The organism is Deltaproteobacteria bacterium (genome assembly GCA_011375175.1).
GTDB lineage: Bacteria > Desulfobacterota > GWC2-55-46 > GWC2-55-46 > DRME01 > DRME01.
Genome location: DRME01000026.1, coordinates 1 through 25,351 on the forward strand (window position 1 = coordinate 1; position 25,351 = coordinate 25,351).

At 64.9% G+C, this 25,351-nt stretch carries 22 protein-coding genes; 2 read left to right on the top strand and 20 right to left on the bottom strand.

The features are described from left to right. Nucleotides 1-150: 150 nt before the first annotated feature. From ENJ37_01765 to ccoN, 20 genes are all read right to left on the bottom strand, one after another. On the bottom strand, nucleotides 151-483 hold the full coding sequence (locus tag ENJ37_01765; GenBank protein ID HHL39210.1) for a TRASH domain-containing protein: 333 nt from the start codon (nucleotides 481-483) through the stop codon (nucleotides 151-153). 143 nt (nucleotides 484-626) lie between these two features. After that, a complete protein-coding gene (locus tag ENJ37_01770; GenBank protein HHL39211.1) occupies nucleotides 627-947 on the bottom strand; it encodes a hypothetical protein in 321 nt (106 codons plus the stop codon). Nucleotides 948-1,112: 165 nt separating this feature from the next. Next, nucleotides 1,113-1,475: a P-II family nitrogen regulator gene (locus tag ENJ37_01775; protein ID HHL39212.1), complete on the bottom strand. Its 363-nt coding sequence runs from the start codon at nucleotides 1,473-1,475 to the stop codon at nucleotides 1,113-1,115. Further along, a complete protein-coding gene (locus tag ENJ37_01780; GenBank protein HHL39213.1) occupies nucleotides 1,472-4,621 on the bottom strand; it encodes an efflux RND transporter permease subunit in 3,150 nt (1,049 codons plus the stop codon). The genes ENJ37_01775 and ENJ37_01780 overlap by 4 nt, the downstream gene beginning before the upstream one ends. 59 nt (nucleotides 4,622-4,680) lie before the next feature. Next, nucleotides 4,681-6,147, bottom strand: a complete 1,467-nt coding sequence (locus tag ENJ37_01785; GenBank protein HHL39214.1) for an efflux RND transporter periplasmic adaptor subunit — start codon at nucleotides 6,145-6,147, stop codon at nucleotides 4,681-4,683. Beyond that, complete coding sequence (locus tag ENJ37_01790) at nucleotides 6,144-7,868, bottom strand: TolC family protein (protein HHL39215.1); 1,725 nt, start codon at nucleotides 7,866-7,868, stop codon at nucleotides 6,144-6,146. Before ENJ37_01790 ends, ENJ37_01785 begins: the two co-directional genes overlap by 4 nt. Then, a complete protein-coding gene (locus tag ENJ37_01795) occupies nucleotides 7,772-9,271 on the bottom strand; it encodes a TolC family protein (protein ID HHL39216.1) in 1,500 nt (499 codons plus the stop codon). Before ENJ37_01795 ends, ENJ37_01790 begins: the two co-directional genes overlap by 97 nt. Before the next feature lie 62 nt (nucleotides 9,272-9,333). Next, a complete protein-coding gene (locus ENJ37_01800) occupies nucleotides 9,334-10,344 on the bottom strand; it encodes a M56 family peptidase (GenBank protein ID HHL39217.1) in 1,011 nt (336 codons plus the stop codon). Further along, nucleotides 10,341-10,778, bottom strand: coding sequence for a BlaI/MecI/CopY family transcriptional regulator (locus ENJ37_01805; protein ID HHL39218.1), 438 nt, complete (start codon nucleotides 10,776-10,778; stop codon nucleotides 10,341-10,343). The genes ENJ37_01800 and ENJ37_01805 overlap by 4 nt, the downstream gene beginning before the upstream one ends. An 87-nt stretch (nucleotides 10,779-10,865) precedes the next feature. Then, nucleotides 10,866-11,804, bottom strand: a complete 939-nt coding sequence (cbiQ, locus tag ENJ37_01810) for a cobalt ECF transporter T component CbiQ (protein HHL39219.1) — start codon at nucleotides 11,802-11,804, stop codon at nucleotides 10,866-10,868. Between the two features lie 33 nt (nucleotides 11,805-11,837). Next, entirely contained in the window at nucleotides 11,838-12,854 is a 1,017-nt protein-coding gene (cbiM, locus tag ENJ37_01815; protein ID HHL39220.1) for a cobalt transporter CbiM, read from the bottom strand. Nucleotides 12,855-12,980: 126 nt separating this feature from the next. Beyond that, nucleotides 12,981-13,637: a sulfite exporter TauE/SafE family protein gene (locus ENJ37_01820; protein HHL39221.1), complete on the bottom strand. Its 657-nt coding sequence runs from the start codon at nucleotides 13,635-13,637 to the stop codon at nucleotides 12,981-12,983. Beyond that, on the bottom strand, nucleotides 13,634-13,828 hold the full coding sequence (gene ccoS, locus ENJ37_01825; protein ID HHL39222.1) for a cbb3-type cytochrome oxidase assembly protein CcoS: 195 nt from the start codon (nucleotides 13,826-13,828) through the stop codon (nucleotides 13,634-13,636). The genes ENJ37_01820 and ccoS overlap by 4 nt, the downstream gene beginning before the upstream one ends. A 92-nt stretch (nucleotides 13,829-13,920) precedes the next feature. Then, the gene (locus tag ENJ37_01830) at nucleotides 13,921-16,461 is read right to left on the bottom strand and encodes a heavy metal translocating P-type ATPase (protein HHL39223.1); all 2,541 of its coding nucleotides are present in this window, start codon (nucleotides 16,459-16,461) and stop codon (nucleotides 13,921-13,923) included. 4 nt (nucleotides 16,462-16,465) lie between these two features. Beyond that, nucleotides 16,466-16,942, bottom strand: a complete 477-nt coding sequence (locus ENJ37_01835) for a hypothetical protein (protein HHL39224.1) — start codon at nucleotides 16,940-16,942, stop codon at nucleotides 16,466-16,468. Between the two features lie 194 nt (nucleotides 16,943-17,136). Beyond that, a complete protein-coding gene (gene ccoG / locus ENJ37_01840; protein ID HHL39225.1) occupies nucleotides 17,137-18,546 on the bottom strand; it encodes a cytochrome c oxidase accessory protein CcoG in 1,410 nt (469 codons plus the stop codon). Nucleotides 18,547-18,636: 90 nt separating this feature from the next. Beyond that, nucleotides 18,637-19,146 (bottom strand): c-type cytochrome, encoded by a 510-nt coding sequence (locus ENJ37_01845; protein ID HHL39226.1) that lies wholly within the window; start codon nucleotides 19,144-19,146, stop codon nucleotides 18,637-18,639. A gap of 23 nt (nucleotides 19,147-19,169) precedes the next feature. Continuing rightward, a complete protein-coding gene (locus ENJ37_01850) occupies nucleotides 19,170-19,313 on the bottom strand; it encodes a cbb3-type cytochrome c oxidase subunit 3 (GenBank protein HHL39227.1) in 144 nt (47 codons plus the stop codon). A 13-nt stretch (nucleotides 19,314-19,326) separates the two neighbouring features. Next, complete coding sequence (gene ccoO / locus ENJ37_01855) at nucleotides 19,327-19,932, bottom strand: cytochrome-c oxidase, cbb3-type subunit II (GenBank protein ID HHL39228.1); 606 nt, start codon at nucleotides 19,930-19,932, stop codon at nucleotides 19,327-19,329. After that, nucleotides 19,929-21,359, bottom strand: coding sequence for a cytochrome-c oxidase, cbb3-type subunit I (ccoN, locus tag ENJ37_01860; GenBank protein ID HHL39229.1), 1,431 nt, complete (start codon nucleotides 21,357-21,359; stop codon nucleotides 19,929-19,931). The genes ccoO and ccoN overlap by 4 nt, the downstream gene beginning before the upstream one ends. 696 nt (nucleotides 21,360-22,055) lie before the next feature. Here ccoN and ENJ37_01865 point away from each other — a divergent pair. After that, on the top strand, nucleotides 22,056-23,861 hold the full coding sequence (locus ENJ37_01865) for a HAMP domain-containing protein (protein HHL39230.1): 1,806 nt from the start codon (nucleotides 22,056-22,058) through the stop codon (nucleotides 23,859-23,861). A 21-nt stretch (nucleotides 23,862-23,882) separates the two neighbouring features. Then, complete coding sequence (locus ENJ37_01870; GenBank protein HHL39231.1) at nucleotides 23,883-25,178, top strand: response regulator; 1,296 nt, start codon at nucleotides 23,883-23,885, stop codon at nucleotides 25,176-25,178. Nucleotides 25,179-25,351: the final 173 nt, after the last annotated feature.

The following is a 25,351-nucleotide window of genomic DNA, read 5'->3' on the forward strand; positions in this document are numbered from 1 at the left end:
GAAAGTTTCCCCCAGACCCCCTTCAAAGACTTTTAATTCCCTGCGGTTCCTCCCGATTTTGCAAGCAAAATCGGGAGGAACCGCAGGGCGTTAAAAGTTTTTGGAGGGAGTCTGAGGGAACCTTTTTACAAAAAGGTTCCCTCAGAGTAATTAATCGGAGTTTCTTTCACGAAGGCGCGAGAGGTATTTGTTCGCCGTCTCGGCCGACTCGAAGTAGAGGGCCCTGCCCTTTGGTCCCGGCAGGATGAAGGCCTCGGCCTTGTCCACCTCGCGGCCGGTCACCGGGTCGCGGGCGTAGCGGACCTCCCGTTTCGACTTGAGGGTGGTCACGCAGCCGGGGCAGCAGCCGTAGTAGGTCTTGCCGTTCACCTCCACCGGTATCTGCGGCTTGCCTATGATGTTGTCGTTCACCATGCAGACGAGCTCGCGGTCCACGGACGCGGCGGTCCCCTCCCGCGACGACGCCACGGCGCTATCCACCATCACCGCCTTCGTATGAAGCAGAAGCAGGACGGCGACGGCGACCGGCGCGGCCCGACCTGCCGGCCGCCGCCCCCAAGCTTGTCAATCCGCAAGGGAGCCGGAGGGAGGGGCCGGGCAATATCCCTTCCCCCTCCGATTCCGCCTCAGTGTTTGTGCTTGCCCTTGTGCTCCTTCATCTGTCTCTTGTGGGACTTTATCATCTTGTTCATGTGGGCGATCATGTCGTCGAGCTTCTTTTTCTGGGCCGCCGTGGGCGAGCCGTCGAGGTCCCTCACTATAACCATCAGGTCCCTGACCATGGACATCATGTGCCCGTGCATGCCGCTCATGTCGCCGCCCATCTTCGAGTGGTCGTGATGGGACTCCATGTGTCCCTTCCTGTCGCCTCCGGCGGCGTGGACCGGTGCGGCCGCTATGAGCAGCGCCGCGGCAGCTGCGGCGAGCAGAGTTACGGTCGTCTTCATCGCTTACCTCCTTGTTTTTTTGCTGGGAACGCCGATGGGGCGGTCCCCCGTTTCCGCGCCGCAGGCAGGCCTCACGGCCGCCGTCGGCAGGCAGACCGATGACATGCAAGGGGGCTCAAGGAGCCGGGCTCTGCGCCCCTTTCACCGAAGGGCTCCCTTCCGAGGTTACGCCCCCTCTTTACGGCCCGTAAAGAGGGCGTCCTCTCCGCGCTCGCCGGTCCTTATCCTCACGGCCTCGTCCACGGGCGAGACGAAGACCATGCCGTCGCCCCTGCGGCCCGTGGACGCGCTCTTTACAATAACCTCGACGAGCCTTGCCGTCTCTTCGTCGCTGCAGACGACCTCGATCTTGGTTATGGGGCTGCAGGTCTCCGCGTACTCGACGGAGAAACGCTCTCTTTCCGGGACGGCCGATGCGCCCACGGCCTTTGCCTCGATGACGGTGAACCCCGCGGCCCCGGCGTCTTCGAGGGCGTGGATCACTTCCTCGGCCCTGCTCGTCCTGATGTACGCCTTGATCTCCTTCATGATCCCTCTCTCCTTGCGCCGGCCCCTGCCGGGGGGTTCTCCGAGCCGAGACCGATCCCCTTCCACAGCGCGTAGATGGCCGGTATGACGATGAGGGTGAGCACCGTGGCCGAGACCATCCCTCCCACCATGGGGGCGGCTATGCGCTTCATCACCTCCGAGCCCGTGCCAGAGCCCCACATTATGGGAAGGAGTCCGCCTATGACGGCGGAGACGGTCATCATTATGGGCCTTATGCGCAGGCTCGCGCCTTCGAGCACGGCCTCGTAGAGGTCGCCCACCGTCCTGAGAGCGCCGCTGCTGCGCCGCTTCTCGTAGGCCATGTCGAGGTAGATGAGCATTATGACGCCTATCTCGGCGGCCACGCCCGCAAGGGCTATGAAGCCCACGCCGACGGCGACACTCATGTTGTAGTCCAGCAGGTACATGAGCCACACCCCTCCCACGAGCGCGAAGGGCAGCGAGAGCATGACGATGAGGCTCTCGACGATGCTTCCGAAGTTGAAGTAGAGGAGCAGGAATATGATGGCCAGCGTGAGCGGCACGACGAGCTTGAGCTTTGCCTTGGCCCGCTCCATGTACTCGAACTGGCCGCTCCAGACGATGGTGTAGCCCGCCGGTATGTCGATCTTCTCGGCCAGCACCTTGCGGGCCTTCTGCACGTAGGTGCCCACGTCTATGCCCCGCAGGTCCACGTATATCCAGGCGTTGAGCCTCGCGTTCTCGCTCTTTATGGCCGGAGGACCCTTGCGTATGTTTATGTCGGCCACCAGCCCGATGGGTATCTGCTCGCCCCTTGGGGTGGGTATGAGTATGCGCCGCAGCTTGCTTATGTCGTCGCGCAGCTCGCGGCCGTAGCGCAGGTTCACGGGGTAGCGTTCGAGGCCCTCCACGGTGGTCGTTATGTTCATGCCGCCGATGGCCGACTGTATGACGTCCTGCACGTCGCCCACGGTGAGGCCGTAGCGCGCCGCCTTGAGCCTGTCTATGTCGTAGTCCAGGTAGTTGCCGCCCACCACGCGCTCGGAGTAGACCGAGAGCGTGCCCGGCACGTCGCGGATGACGGCCTCTATCTCCTTGCCCAGCCGCTCGAGGGTTGCGAGGTCGTCGCCCGCCACCTTTATGCCCACCGGCGTCTTTATGCCGGTGGAGAGCATGTCGACCCTCGTCTTTATGGGCATGGTCCAGGCGTTCGTGACCCCCGGGAACTTTATGGCCCTGTCCATCTCCTCTATGAGCCTGTTGATCGTCATGCCCTCGCGCCACTGGTCCTGGGGCCGCAGGGTTATGGTCGTCTCTATCATGGAGAGCGGCGCCGGGTCGGTGGCCGTCTCGGCCCTGCCTATCTTGCCGAAGACGTGGTGGACCTCAGGGAAGGTCTTGAGTATGCGGTCGGTCTGCTGGAGTATCTCCCTGGCCTTGGTTATGGAGAGGCCCGGCAGGGTGGTGGGCATGTAGAGCAGGTCCCCCTCGTTGAGAGGGGGCATGAACTCAGAACCCAGCTTCTCGTAGGGCACGACCGTCACGGCCAGGACGACTATCGAAGCGGCGATGAAGGTCTTCTTGAAGCGCAGCACGAACCTGACCACCGGCCGGTAGACGAAGAGAAGCGCCCGGTTCACGGGGTTTCGCTCCTCGGGCAGTATCTTCCCCCTTATGAAGTAACCCATGAGAACGGGCACTATGGTCACGGCCAGTATGGCCGAGGCGGCCATGGCGTAGGTCTTGGTGAAGGCGAGCGGCGAGAAGAGGCGTCCTTCCTGGGCCTCGAGGGTGAAGACGGGCATGAACGAGAAGGTTATTATGAGCAGCGAGAAAAAGAGCCCCGGCCCCACCTCCTTTGCCGCGTCGGCCACGAGCCGCCAGTGGTCCTTCTTGCCGTCCGAGTGCTCTATGTGCTTGTGGGCGTTCTCGATCATCACGATGGCGCCGTCTATCATGGCCCCTATGGCTATGGCTATGCCGCCCAGGCTCATGATGTTCGCGTTTATGCCCTGGTAGCTCATGACGATGAAGGCCATGAGTATGCCCACGGGCAGGGTGAAGATGGCCACCAGCGCGCTGCGCAGGTGGAGCAGGAAGACCAGGCATATGACGGCGACGACGATGCTCTCCTCGATGAGCTTCTCCTTGAGGGTGTCGATGGCCCTCTCTATGAGTCCCGAGCGGTCGTAGACTGGCACTATCTCGACGCCTTCGGGCAGTCCGGCCTTCAGGCTCTCGATCTTCTCCTTGACCTTTTCGATGACCTCGAGGGCGTTGCCGCCGTAGCGCATGATTACGATGCCGCCGGCCACCTCGCCCTCGCCGTTGAGCTCCACGAGCCCGCGCCGGAGCTCGGGGCCGAGGTGGACGTGGGCGATGTCCTTCACCGTCACGGGCGTGCCCCTGGCGTCAACGCCGACGGCGATGTTGTTTATGTCGTCGATGCTCTTTATGTAGCCCAGGCCCCTGACCATGTACTCGGTCTCGGCCATCTCGACGAGCCGGCCGCCCACGTCGTTGTTGGAGCGCATGATGGCGTGCTTTACGCGGCTCAAGGGGATGTCGTAGGCCAGCAGCTTGTTGGGGTCCACCTCCACCTGGTACTGCTTGACGTAGCCGCCGATGCTGGCCACCTCGGCTACACCCGGCACGGTCTGGAGCTCGTAGCGCAGGTACCAGTCCTGTATGGAGCGGAGCTCCGAGAGGTCGTGGCGGCCCGTGCGGTCCACCAGCGCGTACTCGTAGACCCAGCCCACGCCCGTTGCGTCCGGACCGAGGGTGGGGTTCACGCCCGAGGGCAGCCGCCCGGAGACGAAGTTGAGGTACTCGAGCACCCGGCTCCGCGCCCAGTACATGTCGGTGCCGTCCTCGAAGATGATGTATACGAAGGAGTAGCCGAAAAAGGAGTAGCCCCTTACGACCTTGGCGAAGGGCACCGACAGCATGGCCGTGGTGAGCGGATAGGTCACCTGGTCCTCAACGACCTGCGGGGCCTGCCCGGGGTACTCGGTGTAGATTATGACCTGCACGTCCGAGAGGTCGGGGATGGCGTCGAGCGGGGTGTGGCGCATGGCCACCACGCCCCAGCCGATTATGAAGAGGACGAAGAGGATGACGATGAAACGGTTGTTTATGGAGAGCTCGATTATCTTCTTAAGCATCGGAAGGTCCCGGGAGCGCCTTTCTTCTCTTCAGAGCGGTCCTTGCGGCGACGGCCCTGTCAGTGGACATGGCTGTCCGTGCCGTACATGTCCATCTCGGAGTGATCCATCTCGGAGTGGTCCATGGCCATATCCGCCTCCGTGCCCGAATGGTCCATCTCCGAATGGTCCATATTCGAATGGTCCATCTCCATGGCCTCGCCGCCCGGGCCGGTCATGTCCATGCCTTCCATGTCCATGCCTTCCATGTCCTCGGTCCCGCCGCCCTTCTTCACCTCCAGCATCTTCGAGATCGCCTCCTTGAGCCTGCTCTCCGAGTCGATGAGGAAGTGGGCCGACGTGACGACCACATCTCCCTCGTCAAGCCCCTCCTTGACCTCGTAGAAACCGCCGGCCTCGACTCCGAGCGTTACCTCGCGGGGGGCGAACTTGCCGCCTCCCTTGGCCACCACGACCACGCTGCGCTCGCCAGAGAGGAGGACCGCCTCCGACGGGACGGCGACGGCGTCCCTGCTCACCTCGCTCTTCAAGACCACGTCGGCGTACATGTCGGGCTTGAGCACCAGGTCGGTGTTGTCGAAGACGAGGCGCACCTTGTTTGTGCGCGTCTCGGGCTCCATGAAGGGGAAGATGAACGAGACCCGCCCCCTGAAGACCCTGCCCGGGTAAGACTCGAGCGTAATCTCCGCCTCCTGCCCCACCTTCACCCAGGGCATCTCGTACTCGTAGATGTCGGCGTAGACCCAGACCCTGGAGATGTCGGCTATGGTGTAGAGGTTGGTGCCGGGCTTCACGTACATCCCCTCCTGCACGTTCTTCTTGACGACGATCCCCCTGGCCGGAGAGTGGATGTGGAGCGTCTTCATGATCTTGCCCGTCTTTTCGAGTTCCTCTATCTGGTGGGCCGGCACGTCCCAGAGCTCAAGCCTTCGGCGGCTGAGCTCGAGCACCGAGTCTCCGCCGGCCGCCTCCTTTCCGAGGGCGTCGGCGTAGCGCATGGCCAGCAGGTACTCCTCCTGGGCGCTCACGAGCTCGGGGCTGTATATCTCGAGCAGTATGTCGCCCTCTTCGACCTGCTGGCCCGTGAAGTCGACGTAGAGCTTCTCCACCCATCCCTCGATCTTGGTGTGGACGTGGTAGACCCTCTTCTCGTCGTAGTCCACGCGGCCTATGGTCCTTATCGTCCTTTTAAGGGGCCTGCGCTCCACGACGGCCGTCCTTACGCCTATGTTCTGGATCGTCACGGGGTCGATCTTCACGGTGCCGGGCTCGGCCGTCTCCTCCTCGCCCTCGTAGACGGGCACGAGGTCCATGCCCATGGGGCTCTTGCCGGGCTTGTCGGAGATGTAGTTGGGGTCCATGGGGGCCTTCCAGTAGAGGATGCGTTTCCCCTTCTTCGTCTCCGACGCCGTGGGGGCGCCATCGGGCACCTGCGGGGCCGGTCCGGCGAGGTAGGTGAGCGCCGCTCCCACGGCCGTGCCCGCTACAACGAGGGCGATCATCTTCAGTCTCTTGTCGATCATCATTTCTCCGGTAACCTTCGCTCTATGGCGGAGCCGACGAGCCTTTCAAGCCTCGCCGCATGGATGTTCATGTCCCGTTCCGCCCCCTTGAGTCTGAGGCTGAAGGTCAGGTACATCTGCTGCGAGCTTATGAGGTCCATGTAATCGACCTTGCCCGTTATGTACTGGGTCTCCGTTATGTCGATGGTGAGCCTCGACTTGGGGACGAGCTTCGATTCGTAGAGCGCGCGGTCCCGCACGGCGTTCTCGTAGCCGAAGATCATGCGGCTTATGTCGCTCACCGTGTCGTTTTTGAGCTCCTCGAGGGTCCGGCGCATGGCCTTGTACTTCAGGCGTGTCTCCCTGATGTAGGCGTCGTTGGAGCCGAACCAGGCGCCGCCGCGGACCATGGGCCTTGTGGGGAAGGAGAAGTCCCCGGCCGCCGCGCCCACACGGGCGCTCATGCGGTTCTGGAAGAGGCTCAGCCCCACGGTGTAGTCGGGATAGAACCTCTTCTCGGCCATCTCTATGGCCCGTTCGGTCCTGGCGATCTTCGCTTCCAGGGCCTTGATCTCGCTCCTCTGCCCGCCGCCGAGCTCGTAGAGGGCGGCCTCCGTGTAGTCGAGCATCACGGGGCCGGGGTCGACGGCGGCGGGCGGAGAGAAGTCGTCGGAGAGGTCGAGGAGCTTGTTGAGGCGCACCTGCACGGTGCTGCGGCGCTGTTCGTACTCGCGCAGGTCGTTTTCGAGCACGTCTATCTCTATCTGTATCTTGATGACGTCGTTGAGGCTCGCCCTGCCCGTGGTGTAGACGGTGTTGATGACCTCTCTGAGCCGGCGCAGAAGCCCCAGCGTCTCCTCCGTTATATCGACGGCGTGATCGAGGTAGACGAGCTCGTAGTAGGCCGTCTTCGTCTCGGTGATAGCGTCTTCGACGGCCTTCTCCAGCTCCCAGCGGGCGATGAGTGCCTCCTGGTCCACGATTGCGCCCTTGAGGGCGAGCATACCGGGGAAGGGGAAATCGAGCTGGACGGCCCTCTTGCCGCGTTCCCTGCCGACCCTCACGTCGAGCTCCTTTGTGAAGAGCGAGTACTGGCCGAGGATCTCGTCGAGGTTCGAGACCTGGTCGTACTTCTCAAGCGCCGCGAGGGCCGATTCCGTGGCGGCCTTTACGGCGGGGTTTCGCCGCAGGGCCGCGGCGAGCACCCTGTCGAGGCCGTAGTCCCCGGCGAGCAGCGCCTCCACGGCCTCCCTGTCGCCCGCCCGGCCGAGCCTCTCCCAGAACGCGGGCTCCGGAGTGAAAAGACCGTTCTCGGTGACGGCCGAGAGGACCGAAGCGCGGCGGCTCTGCTTTGTGGAGGATAGGAGCTTGCGCACCGAGTCGAGCTCTCCCAGGGCGGCGGCCCGGCCGCCGCCCGCCGGGCCGGCCCCGGCCTCCTCGGTCTCGACGGAGACGTTTCTCCTCTGGTACTCGCTCCCCTCGTAACGTTCGTAGCCCCGGCGAAGCTCATCGTAGCCGCCTGCGAGGGCGGAGCCCCAGGGGACGGACGTCAGGACGGCGAGCACGACGGCCGCCGCCCTGATCCGGCCGGGTAAGGAAAGGTACGCCCTGTGCCTGCGGGATTCTTTCATCGTCACACTCCGGTCCCCTACTGAAGCGGCCTGCCCGTCACCCTTTCGAGCTCGGCGAGCGACTTGAGGTAGTCGGCCATGGCCCTGTAGTAGGCGAGCTGGAAGTTGAACCATATGGACTGGGTCTCGAGAAGCCCCGAGAGCGAGCCTTCTCCGGCCTTGTACCACGCCTCGGCCGTCTCCAGGGACCTGGCCGCCTGGGGCAGCAGCGAGTCGCCGTAGAGCTCCATGAGGCGCTCGCTGTTTGTGAGCTTGAAGAAGGCCTCCTTTACGCGGCTCTTCGTCTCGTTGGCCACGGCGAGCTTCTCCTGGCGCGCCCTCTCGCGCCTTATGGCGGCCTCCTTGACGGCGGCGTCGTTCTTGGAGAACCAGATGGGTATGTTTATGCCGAGTGTCACGGCCACGGCGTCGCGCCCGCCATCTCCCACGGGAAAGACCGGGTCCCCGATGTCGGCGTAGTTGAGACCGATCCGGAAGTCGGGCAGGTACCTGTACCTTGCAAGCCTCTCCTCGAGCTCCTCTTTTCTCACCTCGAGGGCCGCCGCCCTGTTCTCCTCGCTCTCGAGCGCCCACCTGTAGAGCTCGTCGAGTGTGAAGTCGAAGTCGCGCACCGGGGGTTCGGCTATCGCGCCCACGGGGTGCTCGGCGTCGCGGTCGAGGAGCGTGTTGAGCCTCGTGGCCTCGGTGGAGCGCATCTCGCGCAGCAGGATGAGGTCGTAGCCCGCCTGGGCGTACTGGCTCTGGGCCTTGAGCACGTCGTTGAGGGCCGTGGCGTCGCCGCCGTAATCGGCGGCGGCCAGTGTGGAGAGGTGTTCGAGCACCTCCTTGTTCTGCCTGGTCAGCTCGATGGCCCTGTCGAGGTAGAATAGCTCGTAATAGGTCTTCTTAACCTCGACGATGACGTCGCGGATCTCCTTTTCATAGTTGGTCCTGGCGATCTCCACTTCCTTGACCACCACCTCGCCCTTGAGGCCGAGCTTGCCGGGAAAGGGTATCTTCTGGCTCAGCGAGAAGATCCCTTCCTGGGGACCGAGCCGCGTCTCCACGGGCTCGACGGCGTAGGTGTAGCTCAAGACGGGGTCGTCGTAGGCCGTGACCTGCGGGTACCTCTCGATGACCTGAGCCCACCGCAGCCTCGCGGCCTTGAGCCTCGGGTTCCTCTCCACGGCCTCGGCCACGAGCTCTCCGAGGGTGACGCCTTCGCCGGCGGCCCCGGCCGTAGCTGCCTCCGCCCCTTCGGCGGGGAGAGCGCCGCCCTCGCCTTCCCGCCCCCCGTCGTCTAACGCGCCGTCGGCGGCGAAGGCGGCCCCCGCCTGCCCGGAAGCGCCGGCGGCCGGAGCGGCCGCGAGCGCGACGGCGAGCAGCACCGCCGCGCAGGACCGGATCACTCGATCCACTGCCTCACCTCTCTGTGGTCCATATGGAAGACTCTGTCGGCGGCCGCGCCGCCGTCTACCGTCAAACGTTCCCGCCGGGGCAGCCGCGGGTAGTGACCCGCGGGTAGCGACCCTTTTCAAAAGGCCGCCGCAGCGGAATAACCGGAACTCCCCTTAAGGTATATATCCAGCATCGGCCCCTGTCAAGCCGGCCCCCTGCGGACGAGGGGCGCGAACCCCGATTCTACAGGCTGTAGTCTGAGAAAGTCAAAAAAATAGGCCCTCCCCCCGCCGGTCTCGATACCGCAGTGACGGCGGCACTGCTCGGCGAGCTCACCGCTGTGGGCCGTGCAGAGCGACATGTCGCAGCCGCCCAGCCGGGCGGCCGGCGTCCAGAGGGGGAAGGCCATGGTCAGGGCGAGGGCGCATATTATGAGAAGGCTCGACAGGGCGACCCGGAGACGGGGCGCCGGCGGCTCCTGGCCGCCTCCCTCGACGAGCCTGCGTATCCTCCCCTCCACCGAGCCCGCGCCGCTTATCATCGACGCCGGGGCGGCGGCAAGCGAGCCGGCGCCGCGCAGCGAGGAGCGCGCCACCTTCACCAGCGCCCCGGCCAGCACGAGCGGCGAGCCCGTGCCCGCAACGGCCGCGTCGTCGGCGGCGTTCTCGTTTACGTGATGGTGGCGGCCCGCAAGCCAGCCCGTTATGGGCAGATAGAAGAAGGCGTCACTGAAAAAGGCGATGACGAAGGAGCGCAGCGGGTCCCTTTTTCTGCGGTGGTGGGCCTCGTGGAGCATGACGGCCCGCACCTCTTCCCGCGTAAGGCCCTTGAGAAGACCGGTCGACACGTAGATGACCGGCCTGAATATGCCGCAGGTGAAGGCCGCCACCAGCGAGTCGTCGCGTATGAGAGCCACGGAGAGGCCCCGGCCGCGCACAAGCGGCAGCCTGCCGATGGCCCTGCGTCCCCGCCACAGCCGCACCGACGCCCTGAACGCGGCGTAGAGGAATCCGCCTCCCACAAGCGCGGCCCCGGCCCAGACGGCGAGCCCCGCGGCGACGGCGCCGTAGGCGAGACAGAGGCTGAGAAGGTCGCGGCACCAGCCGGCGAGCATGACGGCGAACTCCACCACGTGAGGGACGTTGACGGCGAGCCACGTCACACTGACGACAAAGAGCGCCAGGGCCGGCAACACATAGAGGACCACGGTCATTTCCCGCGCTTCTCCATCTCGAGCTTCTTCTGATCTATGAGCCTTGAGAGCCTGTCGAGCTCGTCGGGGTCCTTGCTGGCCAGTATATCGACTATGGAGGCGACGGCCGAGCCCCGCCAGAGGTCGAGCACCCCTTCGAGGACCTCGCGGGAGACGCTCCTTGCAAGCTCCTCCCTCGAATAGGCCGGCCTGAAGACAAAGGCCCCATCGTCCCTGGTCTTGTGGAGCAGGCCCTTCCTGTAGAGCCTCTCGAGGACCGTGAATACCGTGGTGACGGCGATCTCCCTGCGCCGTCTCAACTCTTCGAAGACTTCCTTGCCCGTGGCGCCGCCGCGGCCCCAGAGCACCTCCATTACGGCCTTCTCAAGGGGCCCCAGCACCTTGGCGAGCCCCTTGCTGTCGAGGCGGAAGTTCTTCGCAACATATCTGCCCATAGACAAATCTTATTCGACATCACGTAGAATGTCAAGGGTTCTTTTCCGGCGGGCCGCAAAAAATCCCTTCGGCCGGGTCCCGCCGCCTCACTTCAAGAGATAGTTGTCGGCCATGAAGAGCAGGGCCAGAAAGAGGGCGGCGCCCGAGGACCACGCGAGCTCGCGGCGGCCCGGGGAGCAGACGCCCTCGAGGCAGCGCAGCTCGTCGCTGTAGCCCCGCGAGACCATGGCCCTGTGGACCATTGCGCCCGTGGCGACCGAGCGCCGCAGAAGCGAGCCCATCTGGGAGGCGACCCACTGCCGCCCCTCGCCGGCCCGCCCCTGCGTCACGGTCCGGCTCCTCCTGGCCAGATGCACGGCCTCGACGAGCCGGAGCAGCAGGTGCGTGTAGCGCAACGCCATGGCGGCCGTGAATGTGAAGACCTGCGGCACGCCCAGCGCCCGCAGCGACCTGAAGAGCGCCGGTCGGCTCGTGGTGAGCACCAGGAGCATCATGACCGAGGCCGAGGCCGTCACCCTGGCCGCGAGCATGGCGGCCGAGGCAAGCCCCTGGCGCGTCACCGACAGTGTTTCGGGGATGACCAGCGGTCCGAAGGCGCGGGGGGCTCCTATGTGAACGATGTCGAGCACCGGCTCGCCCGGCACGAAGACGTTGAGAAGCGCCGGAGCGGCCGTAAGGCACGCAAAGAGCGGCACCGTGAGCCACCCGCCCCGCAGGAAGGTGCGTAGCGGTATCCCCGAGGCCCGCGCCACAACGAGCACGGCGACGAATACGGCGACGACGGAGACCACGTGGCGCAGAAGACCCAGGGACGCGACGACGACAAGCAGCGCCGCCACCTTGACCCTGCCGTCGAGACCCTGCATGAAGCCCCCGGCCCTCGCGTAACGGTCGCTGAGCACGGAGCGCAGGAAAAAGCCCCTCAGCTCGGCCAGCGTCCTTTCCACGAAGCCCGGCGAGAGCCTGCGTCCCGCGTCCTCGGGGGGCGCTCCAAGCCCTCCTCTGCGCATCCATTCAAGCGACACGACCACACCTCACGATCTCGACCCTCGACCGCCTCAACCGCCGGAGGGCAGAAGCCTCGCAACGAGCCTCGCCGCCAGCGTAACGACCGCCACACCGGCGAGGGCCGACACGACGTAACCGGCGGCGGCGCCGGCCGCCGAGCCCCAGCCCCCGGCCAGGTAGCCCTGTGCCGGAGCGGACCAGAGCCCCTCCAGCGCCGCGAGCCCCTCGGGCGTGTAACCGATCATGGCCGAGAGCTCTCCGGCCGACCACTCGCCCCAGGCCGCCCCGGAGGCCGCAAGCCCCAGAGGCGTGAGAAAGACGAGAAAGAGGATGCCCGCGTACAGGCCCCTCAGATTCCCCGCCTCCGCCCCCCGGCCACCCCGCTCCTCACCGCCCGGCGCGGCGAGGAGCGGGGTCCCGGCGGCGGCAAGCCTCGCCGCCACGAGACCCGTCACCACCGCCTCTACGAAACCGAAGAAGAAGAGGTGCTCGAAGGCCATGGCCGCCACGGCCACCTCGAGGCCGTAGGGGGCGTAGAGCGGCGTGCCGTCGGGAGCGGTCGCCACCAGGGGCTGGATGCCGAAGGCCAGGGCCGTTGTCAGGGCCGCGGCGTTTATGGATATGTAGCCGGCAAGGGCCGCGGCGAAGACGGTGCGCGCCGACGAGGCCGCCGCCCCCCCGGCGATGAACCTGAATACGTACCACGCCGTGAAGGGCATGACAAAGGCCATGTTGAAGCAGTTGGCCCCTATGGCCGTCACCCCGCCGTCGCCGAAGAGCAGGGCCTGCACCACGACCACTATGGTCAGCGCCGCCATGGCCGCCCACGGACCGAGCGCCAGCGCCGCCACGGCCCCGCCCACGGCGTGACCAGTCGACCCGCCGGGCACGGGGATGTTGAACATCATGACGACGAACGAGAAGGCGGCGGCCAGGGCGAGAAAGGGCATGCGCCCGGCCGGCACGGCGCGACGCACCATCCTCGACGCCCCGTACCACAGGGGCGCCATTACGGCGAAGTAGGCCGCGCAGGTCTGCGGCCCCAGATACCCGTCGGGAATGTGCATGCCCTATATGATGTACCCAACCACAGCCGCAGTCAAGGGGCTTTCGGTCGAGGGGCCTTGATCGTGCTCGGCGGGAACCTTCCCGGAGAAGGCCGGGAAGCGGCCCCTTCGAATACGCCCATACAGTCAGTGAAGATAGGCGGTGGCGACGATGGAGCGTATGCCGAGGACTATTATGATGACCGACGAGGCGGCGGTGAAGGCCCTGGAGCGCATCCTTGCGAGCAGGCCGGTGAGAGAGCCCGCCATGAGCAGGGCCGGCAGGGTGCCCGCGCCGAAAGCGGCCATGACGAACATGCCTGAAAAGGGGTCGGCCGTGGCCGCCGCCTTGACGCCCACGGCGTAGGTGAGGCCGCAGGGGACCAGGCCGTTGAGCATGCCGAGGAGCAGGGGGCCCGTCGAGCCGCGGCGCAGGCCCGCTCCCACGAGCCGGTCCGAGAGGCCGCCGGGGAAGAGACCCGTGAAGAAGCGGCGCAGCCGCGGCGGCATCCAGCCCAGGAGCTCGATCCCCACGAGCACCATCACCGCACCGGCGGCCACCGGCACCACCCGCTGGAGTCCGCCTGCCGGACCGACCGCGCTCAACGTCTTTCCGAGCCCGCCCATGAGCGCGCCGATGAGCATGTAGGAGAGGAGCCGGCCCGTGTTGTAGACGACGGCGAAGCGGGGCCCTCCGCCGAACTTCATGGCGCAGGCCGCCATGAGTCCGCCGCACATGGCCATGCAGTGGAGCGCGCCCAGAAGGCCGACGGCGAAGACGGCCGCGTACTCGCCGGGGATCACCGTCCCGCCCCCGGCCCCTCGCCGCCGCCGCGCCGCCCGCCGCCGCCGGGCTCGTCGTCGTCGAAGAGTATCCTGTACTTGGGCCCCTCCATGTCGTCGAACTGGCCGGTCCTTATGGACCAGACGAGAAAGACGACCCCCACCACGCCGAGGTAGAGGGCGGCCGGTATCATTATATATAGAACTTCCATCTCTTTTCCTCCTCCCTCGCGGGAAACCCCGATCAACCGCCGTGGGATAACCGCGGCTCCCCGCCCCTTTACAGGAAGGCCCCCTCGCCGGCTCAACCCCTCCGGGCGGCGGCCCTTATGGAATTCCCTATCACCGCAAGCGAGCTTGCGGGCATGGTCACGGCGGCCACGATGGGCGCCACCAGTCCCATGGCCGCAAGGGGCATGAAGACGGCGTTATAGAGGGCCGACACCGCCAGGTTCTGCCTTATGGCCCTCATGGTCCTCTTCGATATGTCGAGCGTCCTGGCCACGAGAAGCGGCGAGCCGCGCATGAGGACCACGTCGGCCGAGTGGGCGGCGAGCTCGGTGGCCGAGCCCACGGCTATGCCCACGTCGGCCCTGGCAAGGGCCGGACCGTCGTTTATGCCGTCGCCCACCATGACGACCCTCTCGCCCGAGTCCTGGAGCTCCTTTATGACGGCCTCCTTGTGGTGGGGCAGCACCTCGGCCACGACGTTCTCGATGCCGAGCCTTGCGGCCACGACGGCCGCCGCCTCGCGGCCGTCGCCGGAGAGGATCGTCACCTTGAGCCCCCGGCGGCGAAGCTCCGTTACGAGCTCTCTCGACTCCGGCCTCACGGGGTCCGTGGCCGCCAGCAGGCCGAGGACCGAGCCCCGGCCAGCCGCGCCGTCCTCTTCGAGATCGAAGGCGCCCACGTAGACCACCGTCTTGCCCTGGGCGGCGAGCACCCTCCCCCTGGCCGCCAGGGCCGGGGGCACCGTGAGCCCCCGCTCGGCCATGAGCCTCGCGCTGCCGACCAGGGCGAGCACCCTTCCCTTACGCCTTCCGAGCTCGACGACCTTCGCCGTTCCCGATGCGGCAGCGATGCCTGTGACGACGGCCTCCACGCCGAGACCGGGCAGCGCCCTGAAGTCCGAGACCCGGCCGTAGACCCTGAGACCCCGGCGGCGGGCCTCGGCGGCGACGGCCCTGCCCAGGGGATGCTCGGAACCGGCCTCGACAGAGGCGGCAAGGCGCAGGAGCGCCCGCTCGCCCACGACCGAGCCGCCGTGGGCCGCCACATCGGTCACGGTCATCGTCCCCTCGGTGAGGGTGCCGGTCTTGTCGAAGACCACGTGGGTGGCGCCGTGGGCCCTTTCGAGCACGGCGCCGCTCTTTATGAGTATGCCCTCGCGGGCCGCCGCGCCGCAACCGGCGAGCACGGCCGACGGCGTTGCCAGCGCGAGGGCGCAGGGACATGTTATGATGAGCACGGCCACGGCGTATATGACGGCCCGCCCCTGGTCCTGGCCCGACCAGTAGAGGTAGGTGAGGGCGGCCGTGGCCAGGATGAGGGGAACGAACCATGCGGCAACCCGGTCGGCTATGCGCTGGATGGAGGCCTTTTCGAGCTGGGCGTCCTCGACGAGCCGCCTGATCCTGGCAAGCGCCGTCTCCTCGCCGGTCCTGACGACCCGCAGGAGAAGCAGCCCGTCGGCGTTCACCGTGGCGCCGAAGAGCTCGTCGCCCACGCCCTTGGCCACGGGGCGCGACTCGCCGGTGAGCATCGATTCGTCCACGCTCGAGGCCCCCTCGACGACCACGCCGTCGGTGGGGATGCGCTCGCCGGGGCGGACCTCGACGAGGTCGCCGGGAGCGAGCCTGCCCACGGGCACTCTCCTGCGCTCTCCGTCGACGACGACGGTCGCCGTCCTGGGCTCCATGGCCGAAAGCCCCGCGGCGGCGGAGGCGGCCCGCTCCCTGGCCAGGACCTCGAGGTAGCGGCCTATGAGTATGAGGAATATGAACATGGCCGCCGAGTCGAAGTACACGTCGCTTCGTCCCGCGGCCGTGGCCCAGGCGCTGTAGAAGAAGGTTATGAGCGCGCCGAGCGCAACAGGCAGGTCCATGGTGAGCGAGCCCGAGCGGAGGCCGAGGAGCGCGCCGCGCACGAAGAGGGCGCCCGAATAGAAGACAACGGGCACGGAGGCCGCGAGGCTCGCCCACTGGAGAAGACGCCTGTAACCCTCCTCGATGCCCCAGAAGTAACCGCCGTATAGCCCCTCGGCGAAGAACATGGTGGCCGCCGTGGAAAAGCCCGCAACGGCGATACGGCTGAGAAGGTCGTTCTTGCGCCTCCTCAGGGGCTCCTCGGTGAGCGCCGGGTCGTAGGGCGCCGAGCGGTAGCCGGCGGCGGCGAGCCTCTTTACAACCTCGCCGAGCGCCTCCGGGCCGCCCGACCACCGCACCGTCATCCTGTGGGTCGTGAAGTTGACCCTCGCCTCGACCACGCCTTCTACGCGCGAGGCGAGCCGCTCGATGAGCCAGACACAGGCGGCGCAGTGTATGCCCTCGACAATGAGGGACGCCTCGCTCAGCTCCCCCGCGCTCCTGACCACACCCGGCTCGTCCGGGGTGAAGTCCATGTCCGAGAGATCGGGGGCCTTGCCCGGCAGGACGGGGTCGCGCCTGTCGTAGTAGCTCTCAAGCCCGGCGTCGTATATGTAGCGGCAGACCGAGAGACAGCCCCGGCAGCAGAAGGCGCGCTCCTCCCCACCGATGGTTTCGTGGAGGGGGTCCGCGGCCCTCTCGCCGCAGTGGTAGCAGGACGGAGCGAAATCGCCGGCGCGGCTCTCGACCGTGGAATCCATCGGCTCAGACCTCCACCCTGAAGGTCTTTTCCAGGGCCTCGCCGTCCTTTTCGACCGTCACCTTCAGGTCCCACAATCCCCGCAGCGGGAAGTCCACGACACCGCCGTAGAGCCCCCCCTCTCCGGCGAGCTCGTAGAGCTCGTCGTAGCGGTCCGTTGCCGGCCTCCGCCGCTCCACGGTAACGACGGCGCCCTCGAGGGGACCGCCGCCGCGGCGGCTCACCTTCACTTCCACGCCCGCCGTCTCTCCCGCGCCCTCCAGCGAGAGAGCGACCCGCCAGCCCAGCCGCCTTTCGCTCCTGAGCCTGTCGTCGTAAAAGAGACCCTTGCGGTAGTAGTCCTCGTCGGTGAGCCCGTCGTCGTGCACCACGGCAAGCGATATGAACGTGAAGTTCACTACGAAAACAACACCCAGAAAGGCCGCAATGCCCACGGGCCAGAACGAGCCGCTTCGCCCCTCTCCATCCATCCTCTGCTCCATGGCTATCGCCTCTCTTCTTCGAGTTTGCTTTTCCTGGGGGAAACTTTCTGTAGAAAGTTTCCCCCAGACCCCCTTCAAAGACTTTTAATACGAGTTGGTTTCCCCCTGTTTTGCCAAGCAAAACAGGGGGAAACCAACTCGCGTTAAAAGTTTTTGGAGGGAGTCTGAGGGAACCTTTTTACAAAAAGGTTCCCTCAGGGCGACGTCATCGCCAGTGTGGCGTCTTTTCCCGCCGCTCTTTTGCCTTCGCGGCGCGGCCGGTCGGGCAGGTAGAAGGTGCTTTCGCGCCGGGCCGAGAGGTCGGGGTCCTCTACGTCCTCTATCACGAAGTCGAAGCGGTTTATCCTGCCGGCCAGCGCGTCCCTGTCGGCGATGAGCACGAGCGAGGTCTGGTAGACCTCTCCGGCCTCGACGTGTATGGGATTGGCCCCGGTGACTATGCCGGCCTTTATGCCGGTGACCTTTATGCGCAGGTCGCGGGCGCGGGTATCGCGGTTTATGGCCTTTATGGTGTAGAGGTTCGATATCCTGCCGTCTCGCGTGGTCCGGTAAAGGGAGGTGCGGTCCCGCAGGATGTCCAGGTCCAGGGGCACGCGGGTGGCCACCTTGTAGCTCATGGCCCCGAACAGGACCAGCAGTATGGCGGCGTAGACCACGACCCTGGGCCGCAGCAGCGATGTCCTGCCGCCCGCTATGGTGCGCATCGAGCCGTAGCGGATGAGCCCCCCGGGCTTGCCGACCTTGCGCATCACGGCGTTACAGGCGTCTATGCACTGGGCGCAGGCGATGCACTCGTACTGGAGTCCCTTTCGTATGTCGATGCCCGTGGGGCAGACCTGCACGCAGAGGGTGCAGTCTATGCAGTCGCCCTGCGCGGCGGGATGGCCGCCTTTTTTCACCGGCCCGCGGGGCTCGCCGCGGCGCCTGTCGTATCCGATTATGAGCGTGTCGGCGTCGAAGAGGGCGCTCTGGAACCTGCCGTAGGGACAGGGCACAAGGCACATGATCTCGCGGAAGAAGCCGCAGTCGCCGTAGGTTGTGAGCGTGAAGAAGGAGAGCCAGAAGATGTTGGCCGTCGTGAGCGTGCCAGAGGCCATCCTGTCGATGAGCACCTCGGGCGGCACGAAGTAGGCGACGAAGGTGAAGGCCGTGGCAAAGGAGAAGAGAAGCCACGCCGAGTGGAGCAGCGCCTTCTCCGCGACCTTGCGCGCCGTCCAGCCCGAGCGGTCAAGCTCCATCCTCTCGCGCCTGTCGCCCTCGATGAGCCTCTCGATGGCTATGAAGACGTCGGTGAAGACCGTCTGCGGGCAGGCGTAGCCGCACCACAGCCGCCCCGCAACGGCCGTGAAGAGAAAGAGCGCGATGGCGAGAAAGAGCAGCAGGAAGGCGAGGTATATGGCCTCCTGGGGCCAGAAGACGGTATTGAATATGTAGAACTTCCGGCCCGGTATGTCGAGGAGAAGCGCGGGACGGCCGTCGATCTTGATCCACGGCAGGGCGAAATATACGCCCAGCAGTACGGCGTCGACCGCCCACCTTATGGTCCTGAACTTCCCCTTGACGCTGCGGGGATATACCTTAACCCTTTTGGCCGTCACTGACATGGGGGTATTCCTTCTTCAAGGGTTCTGCTCTCTTCCTGCGGGGGGCCCTCAGGCCGAAGGGTCCCCCCGCTCCCTGGGGGTCCGTGCGGGCTACTCGCCGCCGCCGAGGCTGTGCACGAAGGCCGCCACCTTGGCTATCTTGGCCTCTCCGAGCTGCGAGGCCCAGGGCGGCATCCCGTTTTCCGTGCCCTCGGTTATGACCTTCACTATCTGCTCGGGCTTTCCGCCGTATATCCACTCGGCGTCGGTGAGGTTGGGGCCTATGCCGGTGTCGCCCTTGGCCTCGGCGCCGTGACAGGGCGCGCAGTTCTGGGCGAATATCCTGGAGCCCTCGGCGATGGCCCCGGCGTCGTGGATGAGGGCGTTGATGTCGCCGGCCTTGGGTCTCATGGCGGCGTACATCTTCTCGGCCGCCGCCATCTCCTCCTCGTACATCTTGGCCTGGTTCCATCCCGTAATGCCCGGCCAGAAGCCGGGGTAGAGGATCCAGTATACCACGGCAACGGCTATGGTGACGTAGAGCAGCCACATGAGCCACCGGGGGATGGGATTGTCGTACTCCTCTATGCCGTCTATGGAATGTCCGATCTTCTCGGGCATCTCTCTGTCCTCCTTGCGCTTTGTCAGTCCTCACGAAAAGGTATGTGGCGGTGCTCCTCGAGCCTCTTCCTGTTCTTTCCGCGCAGCACCCAGAAGAGGATGGCGCAGTAGACGAGGAAGAAGTAGACCGTCGCCGCCGACTTGCTCATGATCACGATCTCTTCCATCGCAGGGTCTCCTTCAGTTTCTCTTTACCGCCGTGCCCAGCGACTGGAGATAGGCGATGAGGGCGTCGAGCTCGGTCTTGCCCTCGAGCTGGGCCGCAGCGGACTCTATCTGGTCGTCCGTATAGGGCACGCCCACGGTGCGCAGGGCCCTCATCTTGGCCTCTATGTCGCTTCCGTCCAGCTCGGTGCGCGCGAGCCACGGATAGCGCGGCATGACCGACTCGGGCACTATGCTCTGCGGATCCTCCATGTGCTGGACGTGCCAGGAGTCGGGGTATTTCTTTCCGACCCTGGCGAGGTCCGGCCCCGTGCGCTTGGAGCCCCACTGGAAGGGGTGGTCGTACATGGACTCGGCCGGTTTCGAGTAGGGGCCGTAGCGCTCGGTCTCGGCCCTGAAGGGCCTTATCATCTGGGAGTGGCAGTTGTAGCACCCTTCCTTTATGTATATGTCGCGCCCCTCGAGCTCGAGCGGCGTATAGGGCCTCACGCCCTCGAGCGGAGGTATGGTCGACTCGAGGAAGAAGAGCGGGACGATCTCGACCAGTCCGCCCACGCTTATCACCACCGTAATGAGCGCGGCCATGAGCAGGCCGCTCTTCTCTATCTTCTCGTGATTCATGCGAGCCTCCTTTCACCCTCGGGCGCCTCGAGCTCGTCGGCGGCCCCCCTGGCGGTCATGATCGTGTTGTAGGCCATGAGCACCATGCCGCCGAGGAAGATGAGCCCGCCCACGAGTCTGAGGACGTAGTAGGGGTGCATGGCGGCCACACTCTCGGCGAAGGTGTAGGTGAGCGAGCCGTCCGGGTTCACGGCCCTCCACATGAGTCCCTGGGTGACGCCGGAGATCCACATGGCGACGATGTAGATGACCACGCCGATGGTGGACATCCAGAAGTGGACGTTGATGAGGCTCGTGCTGTACATGGCGGTCCTTCCGAAGACCCTTGGTATCATGTAGTAGAGGCCGCCGACGCTTATCATGGCCACCCAGCCGAGCGCGCCGCTGTGGACATGGCCTATGCCCCAGTCGGTGTAGTGGGAGAGCGAGTTGACGGCCCTTATCGACATCATGGGTCCCTCGAAGGTGCTCATGCCGTAGAACGAGATGGCGACGATCATGAACTTGAGGATGGGGTCGGTCCTGAGCTTGTCCCAGGCGCCCTTGAGCGTCATGATGCCATTGAGCATCCCTCCCCAGGAGGGCGCTATGAGCATGAGGCTGAAGGTCATGCCCAGGGTCTGCGTCCAGTCGGGCAGCGCCGTGTAGAGCAGGTGGTGCGGACCGGCCCATATGTAGAGGAATATGAGCGTCCAGAAGTGGAGTATGGAGAGCTTGTAGCTGAATATGGGCAGCTGGGCCTGCTTGGGCAGGAAGTAGTACATGATGCCGAGGAAGCCCGCAGTGAGGAAGAAGCCCACGGCGTTGTGGCCGTACCACCACTGGACCATGGCGTCCTGCACGCCGGCGTAGACCGAGTAGGACTTCATGAGGGTGACCGGTATCTCAAGGGAGTTGAAGACGTGGAGCACTGTTATGGTGATGAGCATGGCCATGAAGAACCAGTTGCCCACGTAGATGTGGCTCTCCCTGCGCTTCCAGAGGGTGGCGAAGAAGTTGAAGGCCATGGAGAGCCAGACGACGGCGATGAGGATGTCGATGGGCCACTCGAGCTCGGCGTACTCCTTGCCCGTCGTGTATCCCAGCGGCAGGGTTATGGCGGCGAGCACTATTATAAGCTGCCAGCCCCAGAATGTGAAGTTGGCCATGGAGTCGCTGAATATCCTGACCCTCGAGGTCCGCTGGACGACGTAGAACATGGACGCGAAGAGCACGCATCCGCCGAAGGCGAAGATGACGGCGTTCGTGTGGAGCGGCCTTATGCGCCCGAAGGTGAGAAAGGGTATGTCGAAGTTGAGCGCCGGGTAGGCGAGCTGCGCGGCGGCGAGCACGCCGACGAGCATGCCCACGATGCCCCACACGACGGACATGACCGCGAACTTCTTCACGATCTCGTCGTTATACTTTGGAACCGTAGCTTCCGACATGTGTCTGACCTCCTCTGCTTTGTTTTGTGTTCCCTGTCTGATCATCTATGTGAAAGGCCCGCCGCACCGGCAGCGCCCCCCGGGCCGGAAGGGCGCGAAGCGGCGGCCTCCGCGATTGCAAGGACCAACAGGACCTTTGTACTCTGCTTAATGGCCGTCTTTTTCGCCGTCCCCGGCGACTGCCGGAGAACAGAGGCGGCGGCCGGACGGCCGGAAAAGAAGATAAAAAAGGTAGTTTTTGTCCTGAATTTCCATAAAAAAAATTCCTGCGCCCGTCCCCCCCGTCCCCGCTGTACCCGCTCTCCCGCTGCATCGAGGAAGCAGTGGCCGGAAGGATCCGGCCGGCCAAGCGGACAATCTGGATGAATTTTATCCTATTTCCACTCTTTGTCAAGAAAAAAAACGGTCCTTCTTCGAAAAAAAAGAGGGGCGGCACAGCGGCCGGCGCGCGAGGCGGCGATGGAAGCGGCTAAAGTTTGACCCGCTCCCTGTCGAATAAGGGGATAAGGCATGAAAGCACCGCCGCGGCAGAGAGCAAGGCCGGCGGACAGGACCGGACACAGGTGAAGAGCGACTTCTCATACATGACGACGGACCCCTCCAGGCCGCTGCGCCCGCCCTCCGGCGCCGTGCGGCGCAAGGACTCCGGCCTCCACGCAAGACCCCACCCCGACCACACGCCGGCGAGACATAACGATGCCCCTTGACACCATGAGCATAAGGAAAAAGCTCCTCGCCGTCTTCGCCGTCTCGGTCTTCTTCCTCGTCGCCGTCGTCATCGTAGGCATGACCGCGATACACTCTCTCAGGGATGTAACGAACCGCATCTACGAGGAGACCTTCCTGGAGAGCTACAGGCTCATGGAGCTCAAGGGCGACCTCGAGGACGTGAGGCGGCTTCTGCTCACGGCGCTCATAACCGGCGACAGCGCGCGTCTCGACGAAATAGAGCAGGACCTTGCGACCCTCACGGCGGCCATAGACGACGCATTCGCCCAGATGCTCGGCCCCGAGAGCCGCTTCGACCCGGAGGCCCGGCCGGCGCTCGAGGGCATGGCCGCCACCTGGCGCGCCTTCAAGGCCACGCGCGACGACGAGATACTGCCGGCCCTGAGGGAAGGCAGAGTCGGCGACGCCGTGGAGCTGGCCCGCGGCATCCAGGAGCAGAGGTACAACAAGTTCATCTCCATAGCCGGCGCCCTCGTGGAGCACGAGAAGACCGAGACGGCGCTGGCCACGCACGACCTCGCCGCGAGCTTCTGGAAGGCCATGGCGTGGTTCGCCACGATCTCGCTGGTCGGGCTCGTCATCATGCTCGCCCTCGTCACCTCCATATCGAGGTCCGTGTCGGCGCGGCTGCGGGCCATAGCCGACGGACTCTCGAGGGTCGAGGCCGGAGAGTTCGACGTGAAGCTCGACGAAAGCGGAGACGACGAGCTTGCGAGACTGGCCGCGTCGTTCAACAGGATGACGGCCCAGCTCTACGAGGACAGGCTCATACAGGACAACTACGTGGCGCTGCTGCGGATGAGCGCCCAGGAGACGAAAGAAAAGAACGCCGAGCTCGTGGCCGCCCGCGACGAGCTGAAGGCGAGCAACAGGGAGCTCCACGACACGGTGCAGGAGCTCAAGAGGGCCAACACCGAGCTCGCCGACATGAAGGCCCAGATGATCCACTCCGAGAAGATGGCCTCCATAGGGCTGCTGGCCGCCGGTGTAGCCCACGAGATAAACAACCCCATAGGCTTTGTCCGAAGCAACCTCAACACCCTTGCCGAATACGTGAGGAACATGGAGACCCTCATCGAGCGCTACGGGGAGATGGAGGCGGAGCTGGAGCGATCGGGCCGGGACAGCTCTCTCTCCCTCATCGAGGATATCCGGACCCTCAAGAAAGAACTGGACATCGACTTCATCCTCGAGGAGTCGAGCCACGTCTTCGAGGAGACGAAGGTGGGCATAGACCGCGTCGTCTCGATAGTCAAGGGCCTGAAGGAGTTCGCCCACGAGGGCGAGTCCGGCACGACGGAGTGCGACCTGGCGCGCTGCCTGAAGAACACGATCAAGATCGCCTGGCACCAGCTAAAACACAAGGCCGAGCTCGTAACCGACATAGAAGAGCCTCTACCCATGGAGTGCAACCCCCAGCAGCTCGGCCAGGTCTTCCTCAACATCATCCTCAACGCCGTCCAGGCCATACCAGAGCGCGGCAGGATAACGGTGAGGTGCCGCGCCGAGCAAGGGCGCATAGTCGTGGAGATAAGCGACGACGGCCAGGGCATACCGGCCGAGATAAGGGACAAGATATTCGAGCCCTTCTTCACGACCAAGCCCGTGGGCCAGGGCACGGGCCTGGGGCTGGCCATAGCCTACGGCATAGTGAAGGACCACAGGGGGACCATCGAGGTCGAGAGCGAAGCCGGCCGGGGGACGACCTTCAGGATAACCTTCCCGGCCGGAAGCGACATGCAGGCCCTGGACGCGGACTGCGTCCACCACTGACGGGGCTCGGCGGAGACAGCCATGAGCGAAGAGAGCGGGACGCCGGCCGTACTCATCGTAGACGACGAGGAGAGCATACTGAACTCGCTGCGCAGGCTCCTCAGGCGCGAGCGCTACGAGGTGCTCACGGCGAGAAGCGGCGCCGAGGGAATGGAGATCATCGAGGGCCGCGACGACATAGGCGTCGTGGTGTCGGATCACATGATGCCGGGGATGAACGGCGTGGAGTTCCTCTCGCAGGTGCGCCTGCTCTCGCCCCATACGGTGAGGATGATGCTCACCGGCTACGCCGACAGGGACGCCAGCATCGCCGCCATAAACCGCGGCGGCGTGGAGCGTTACATAACCAAGCCCTGGGACGACGGCGAGATGAGACTCGTCATCGCCGACGCCCTCAAGCGCTTCGAGCTCGCCCGCGAAAACCGCAGGCTCACGGAGCTGACCGCAAGGCAGAACGAGCAGCTTCGTGAGCTGAACCTCAATCTCGAAAAAAAGGTCGAACTCAAGACAAGGACCATACGGGAGAACTTCTTCTCCTTCATAAAGATATTCGCCGACCTCATGGAGATGCACGACCCCAACCTCGGCGGCCACAGCAAACGGACCGCCCGGCACGCAACGCGGCTCGCCTCCGCCCTGGGGCTCGACACGGGCGACGTGGAACTCATAGAGAGCGCGGCCCTGCTGCACAACATCGGGTTCGTGGGCATGCCCAGGGGGCTTGCCGACAGGGAGATCGACACCCTCACGGACGACGAGCGCGCGCTCGTCGTGCACGCGCCCGTGCTGGCCCAGCGCCTGCTTCGCAGGATAGACACGCTGCGCCAGGTGGGTGTCATCATAAGGAGCCTCCACGAAAACTACGACGGCACGGGCTATCCCGACGGCCTCAGGCACGAGGAGATACACATAGGCTCGCGCATCATCGCCGCGGCCAAGCGCTACGACAGGCTCACCTTCGTCTCGGAGCTCACGCCCAGGGCCGCCGTAGAGACGATGAAAAAGGAGCGCGGCACCGTGCTCGACCCGGAGATCGTGAACGCGCTCGCAGACATCGTCGGCGCCGACGACGTGGAGACGCGATGGGAGGCGATACCGCTCTCCAAGATGAAGCCCGGCATGGTGCTGCTCAAGGACCTCCGAACGGGCAGGGGCAGACTCCTTGCCGCAAGCCGCACACGGCTTACGGAGACCATCATAGAGAGGATACACAACTTCCACAGCATAGACCCCGTGATAGACGACGTCTACGTGGGCGCCGAGGCTCAGGCCCTCGAGGACCGGGAAAAAACCTTTGAACCCGAGCGCCTCGGGTGAGTATAATAAGGGAAACTCTGATTTATTGCCCTGAGGGAACCTTTTTGTAAAGGGTCATAGACCCACGGGTCACAGACCCACGGTTCCCTCAGACTCCCTCCAAAAACTTTTAACGCCCTGCGGTTCATCCCGATTTTGCAAGCAAAATCGGGATGAACCGCAGGGAATTAAAA

Bases quoted from the DNA above. Each gene is read 5' to 3' on its own strand.
- ccoN (HHL39229.1), bottom strand. From the start codon at position 21,359: ATGTCGGAAGCTACGGTTCCAAAGTATAACGACGAGATCGTGAAGAAG.
- ENJ37_01835 (HHL39224.1), bottom strand. From the start codon at position 16,942: ATGGAGCAGAGGATGGATGGAGAGGGGCGAAGCGGCTCGTTCTGGCCC.
- ENJ37_01800 (HHL39217.1), bottom strand. From the start codon at position 10,344: ATGACCGTGGTCCTCTATGTGTTGCCGGCCCTGGCGCTCTTTGTCGTC.
- ccoG (HHL39225.1), bottom strand. From the start codon at position 18,546: ATGTCAGTGACGGCCAAAAGGGTTAAGGTATATCCCCGCAGCGTCAAG.
- ENJ37_01850 (HHL39227.1), bottom strand. From the start codon at position 19,313: ATGGAAGAGATCGTGATCATGAGCAAGTCGGCGGCGACGGTCTACTTC.
- ENJ37_01775 (HHL39212.1), bottom strand. From the start codon at position 1,475: ATGAAGGAGATCAAGGCGTACATCAGGACGAGCAGGGCCGAGGAAGTG.
- ENJ37_01785 (HHL39214.1), bottom strand. From the start codon at position 6,147: ATGATGATCGACAAGAGACTGAAGATGATCGCCCTCGTTGTAGCGGGC.
- ENJ37_01870 (HHL39231.1), top strand. From the start codon at position 23,883: ATGAGCGAAGAGAGCGGGACGCCGGCCGTACTCATCGTAGACGACGAG.
- ENJ37_01780 (HHL39213.1), bottom strand. From the start codon at position 4,621: ATGCTTAAGAAGATAATCGAGCTCTCCATAAACAACCGTTTCATCGTC.
- ccoS (HHL39222.1), bottom strand. From the start codon at position 13,828: ATGGAAGTTCTATATATAATGATACCGGCCGCCCTCTACCTCGGCGTG.
- ENJ37_01790 (HHL39215.1), bottom strand. From the start codon at position 7,868: ATGGTTCAACTTCCAGCTCGCCTACTACAGGGCCATGGCCGACTACCT.
- ENJ37_01845 (HHL39226.1), bottom strand. From the start codon at position 19,146: ATGCCCGAGAAGATCGGACATTCCATAGACGGCATAGAGGAGTACGAC.
- cbiM (HHL39220.1), bottom strand. From the start codon at position 12,854: ATGCACATTCCCGACGGGTATCTGGGGCCGCAGACCTGCGCGGCCTAC.
- ENJ37_01865 (HHL39230.1), top strand. From the start codon at position 22,056: ATGCCCCTTGACACCATGAGCATAAGGAAAAAGCTCCTCGCCGTCTTC.
- ENJ37_01765 (HHL39210.1), bottom strand. From the start codon at position 483: ATGGTGGATAGCGCCGTGGCGTCGTCGCGGGAGGGGACCGCCGCGTCC.
- ENJ37_01805 (HHL39218.1), bottom strand. From the start codon at position 10,778: ATGGGCAGATATGTTGCGAAGAACTTCCGCCTCGACAGCAAGGGGCTC.
- ccoO (HHL39228.1), bottom strand. From the start codon at position 19,932: ATGAATCACGAGAAGATAGAGAAGAGCGGCCTGCTCATGGCCGCGCTC.
- ENJ37_01830 (HHL39223.1), bottom strand. From the start codon at position 16,461: ATGGATTCCACGGTCGAGAGCCGCGCCGGCGATTTCGCTCCGTCCTGC.
- ENJ37_01770 (HHL39211.1), bottom strand. From the start codon at position 947: ATGAAGACGACCGTAACTCTGCTCGCCGCAGCTGCCGCGGCGCTGCTC.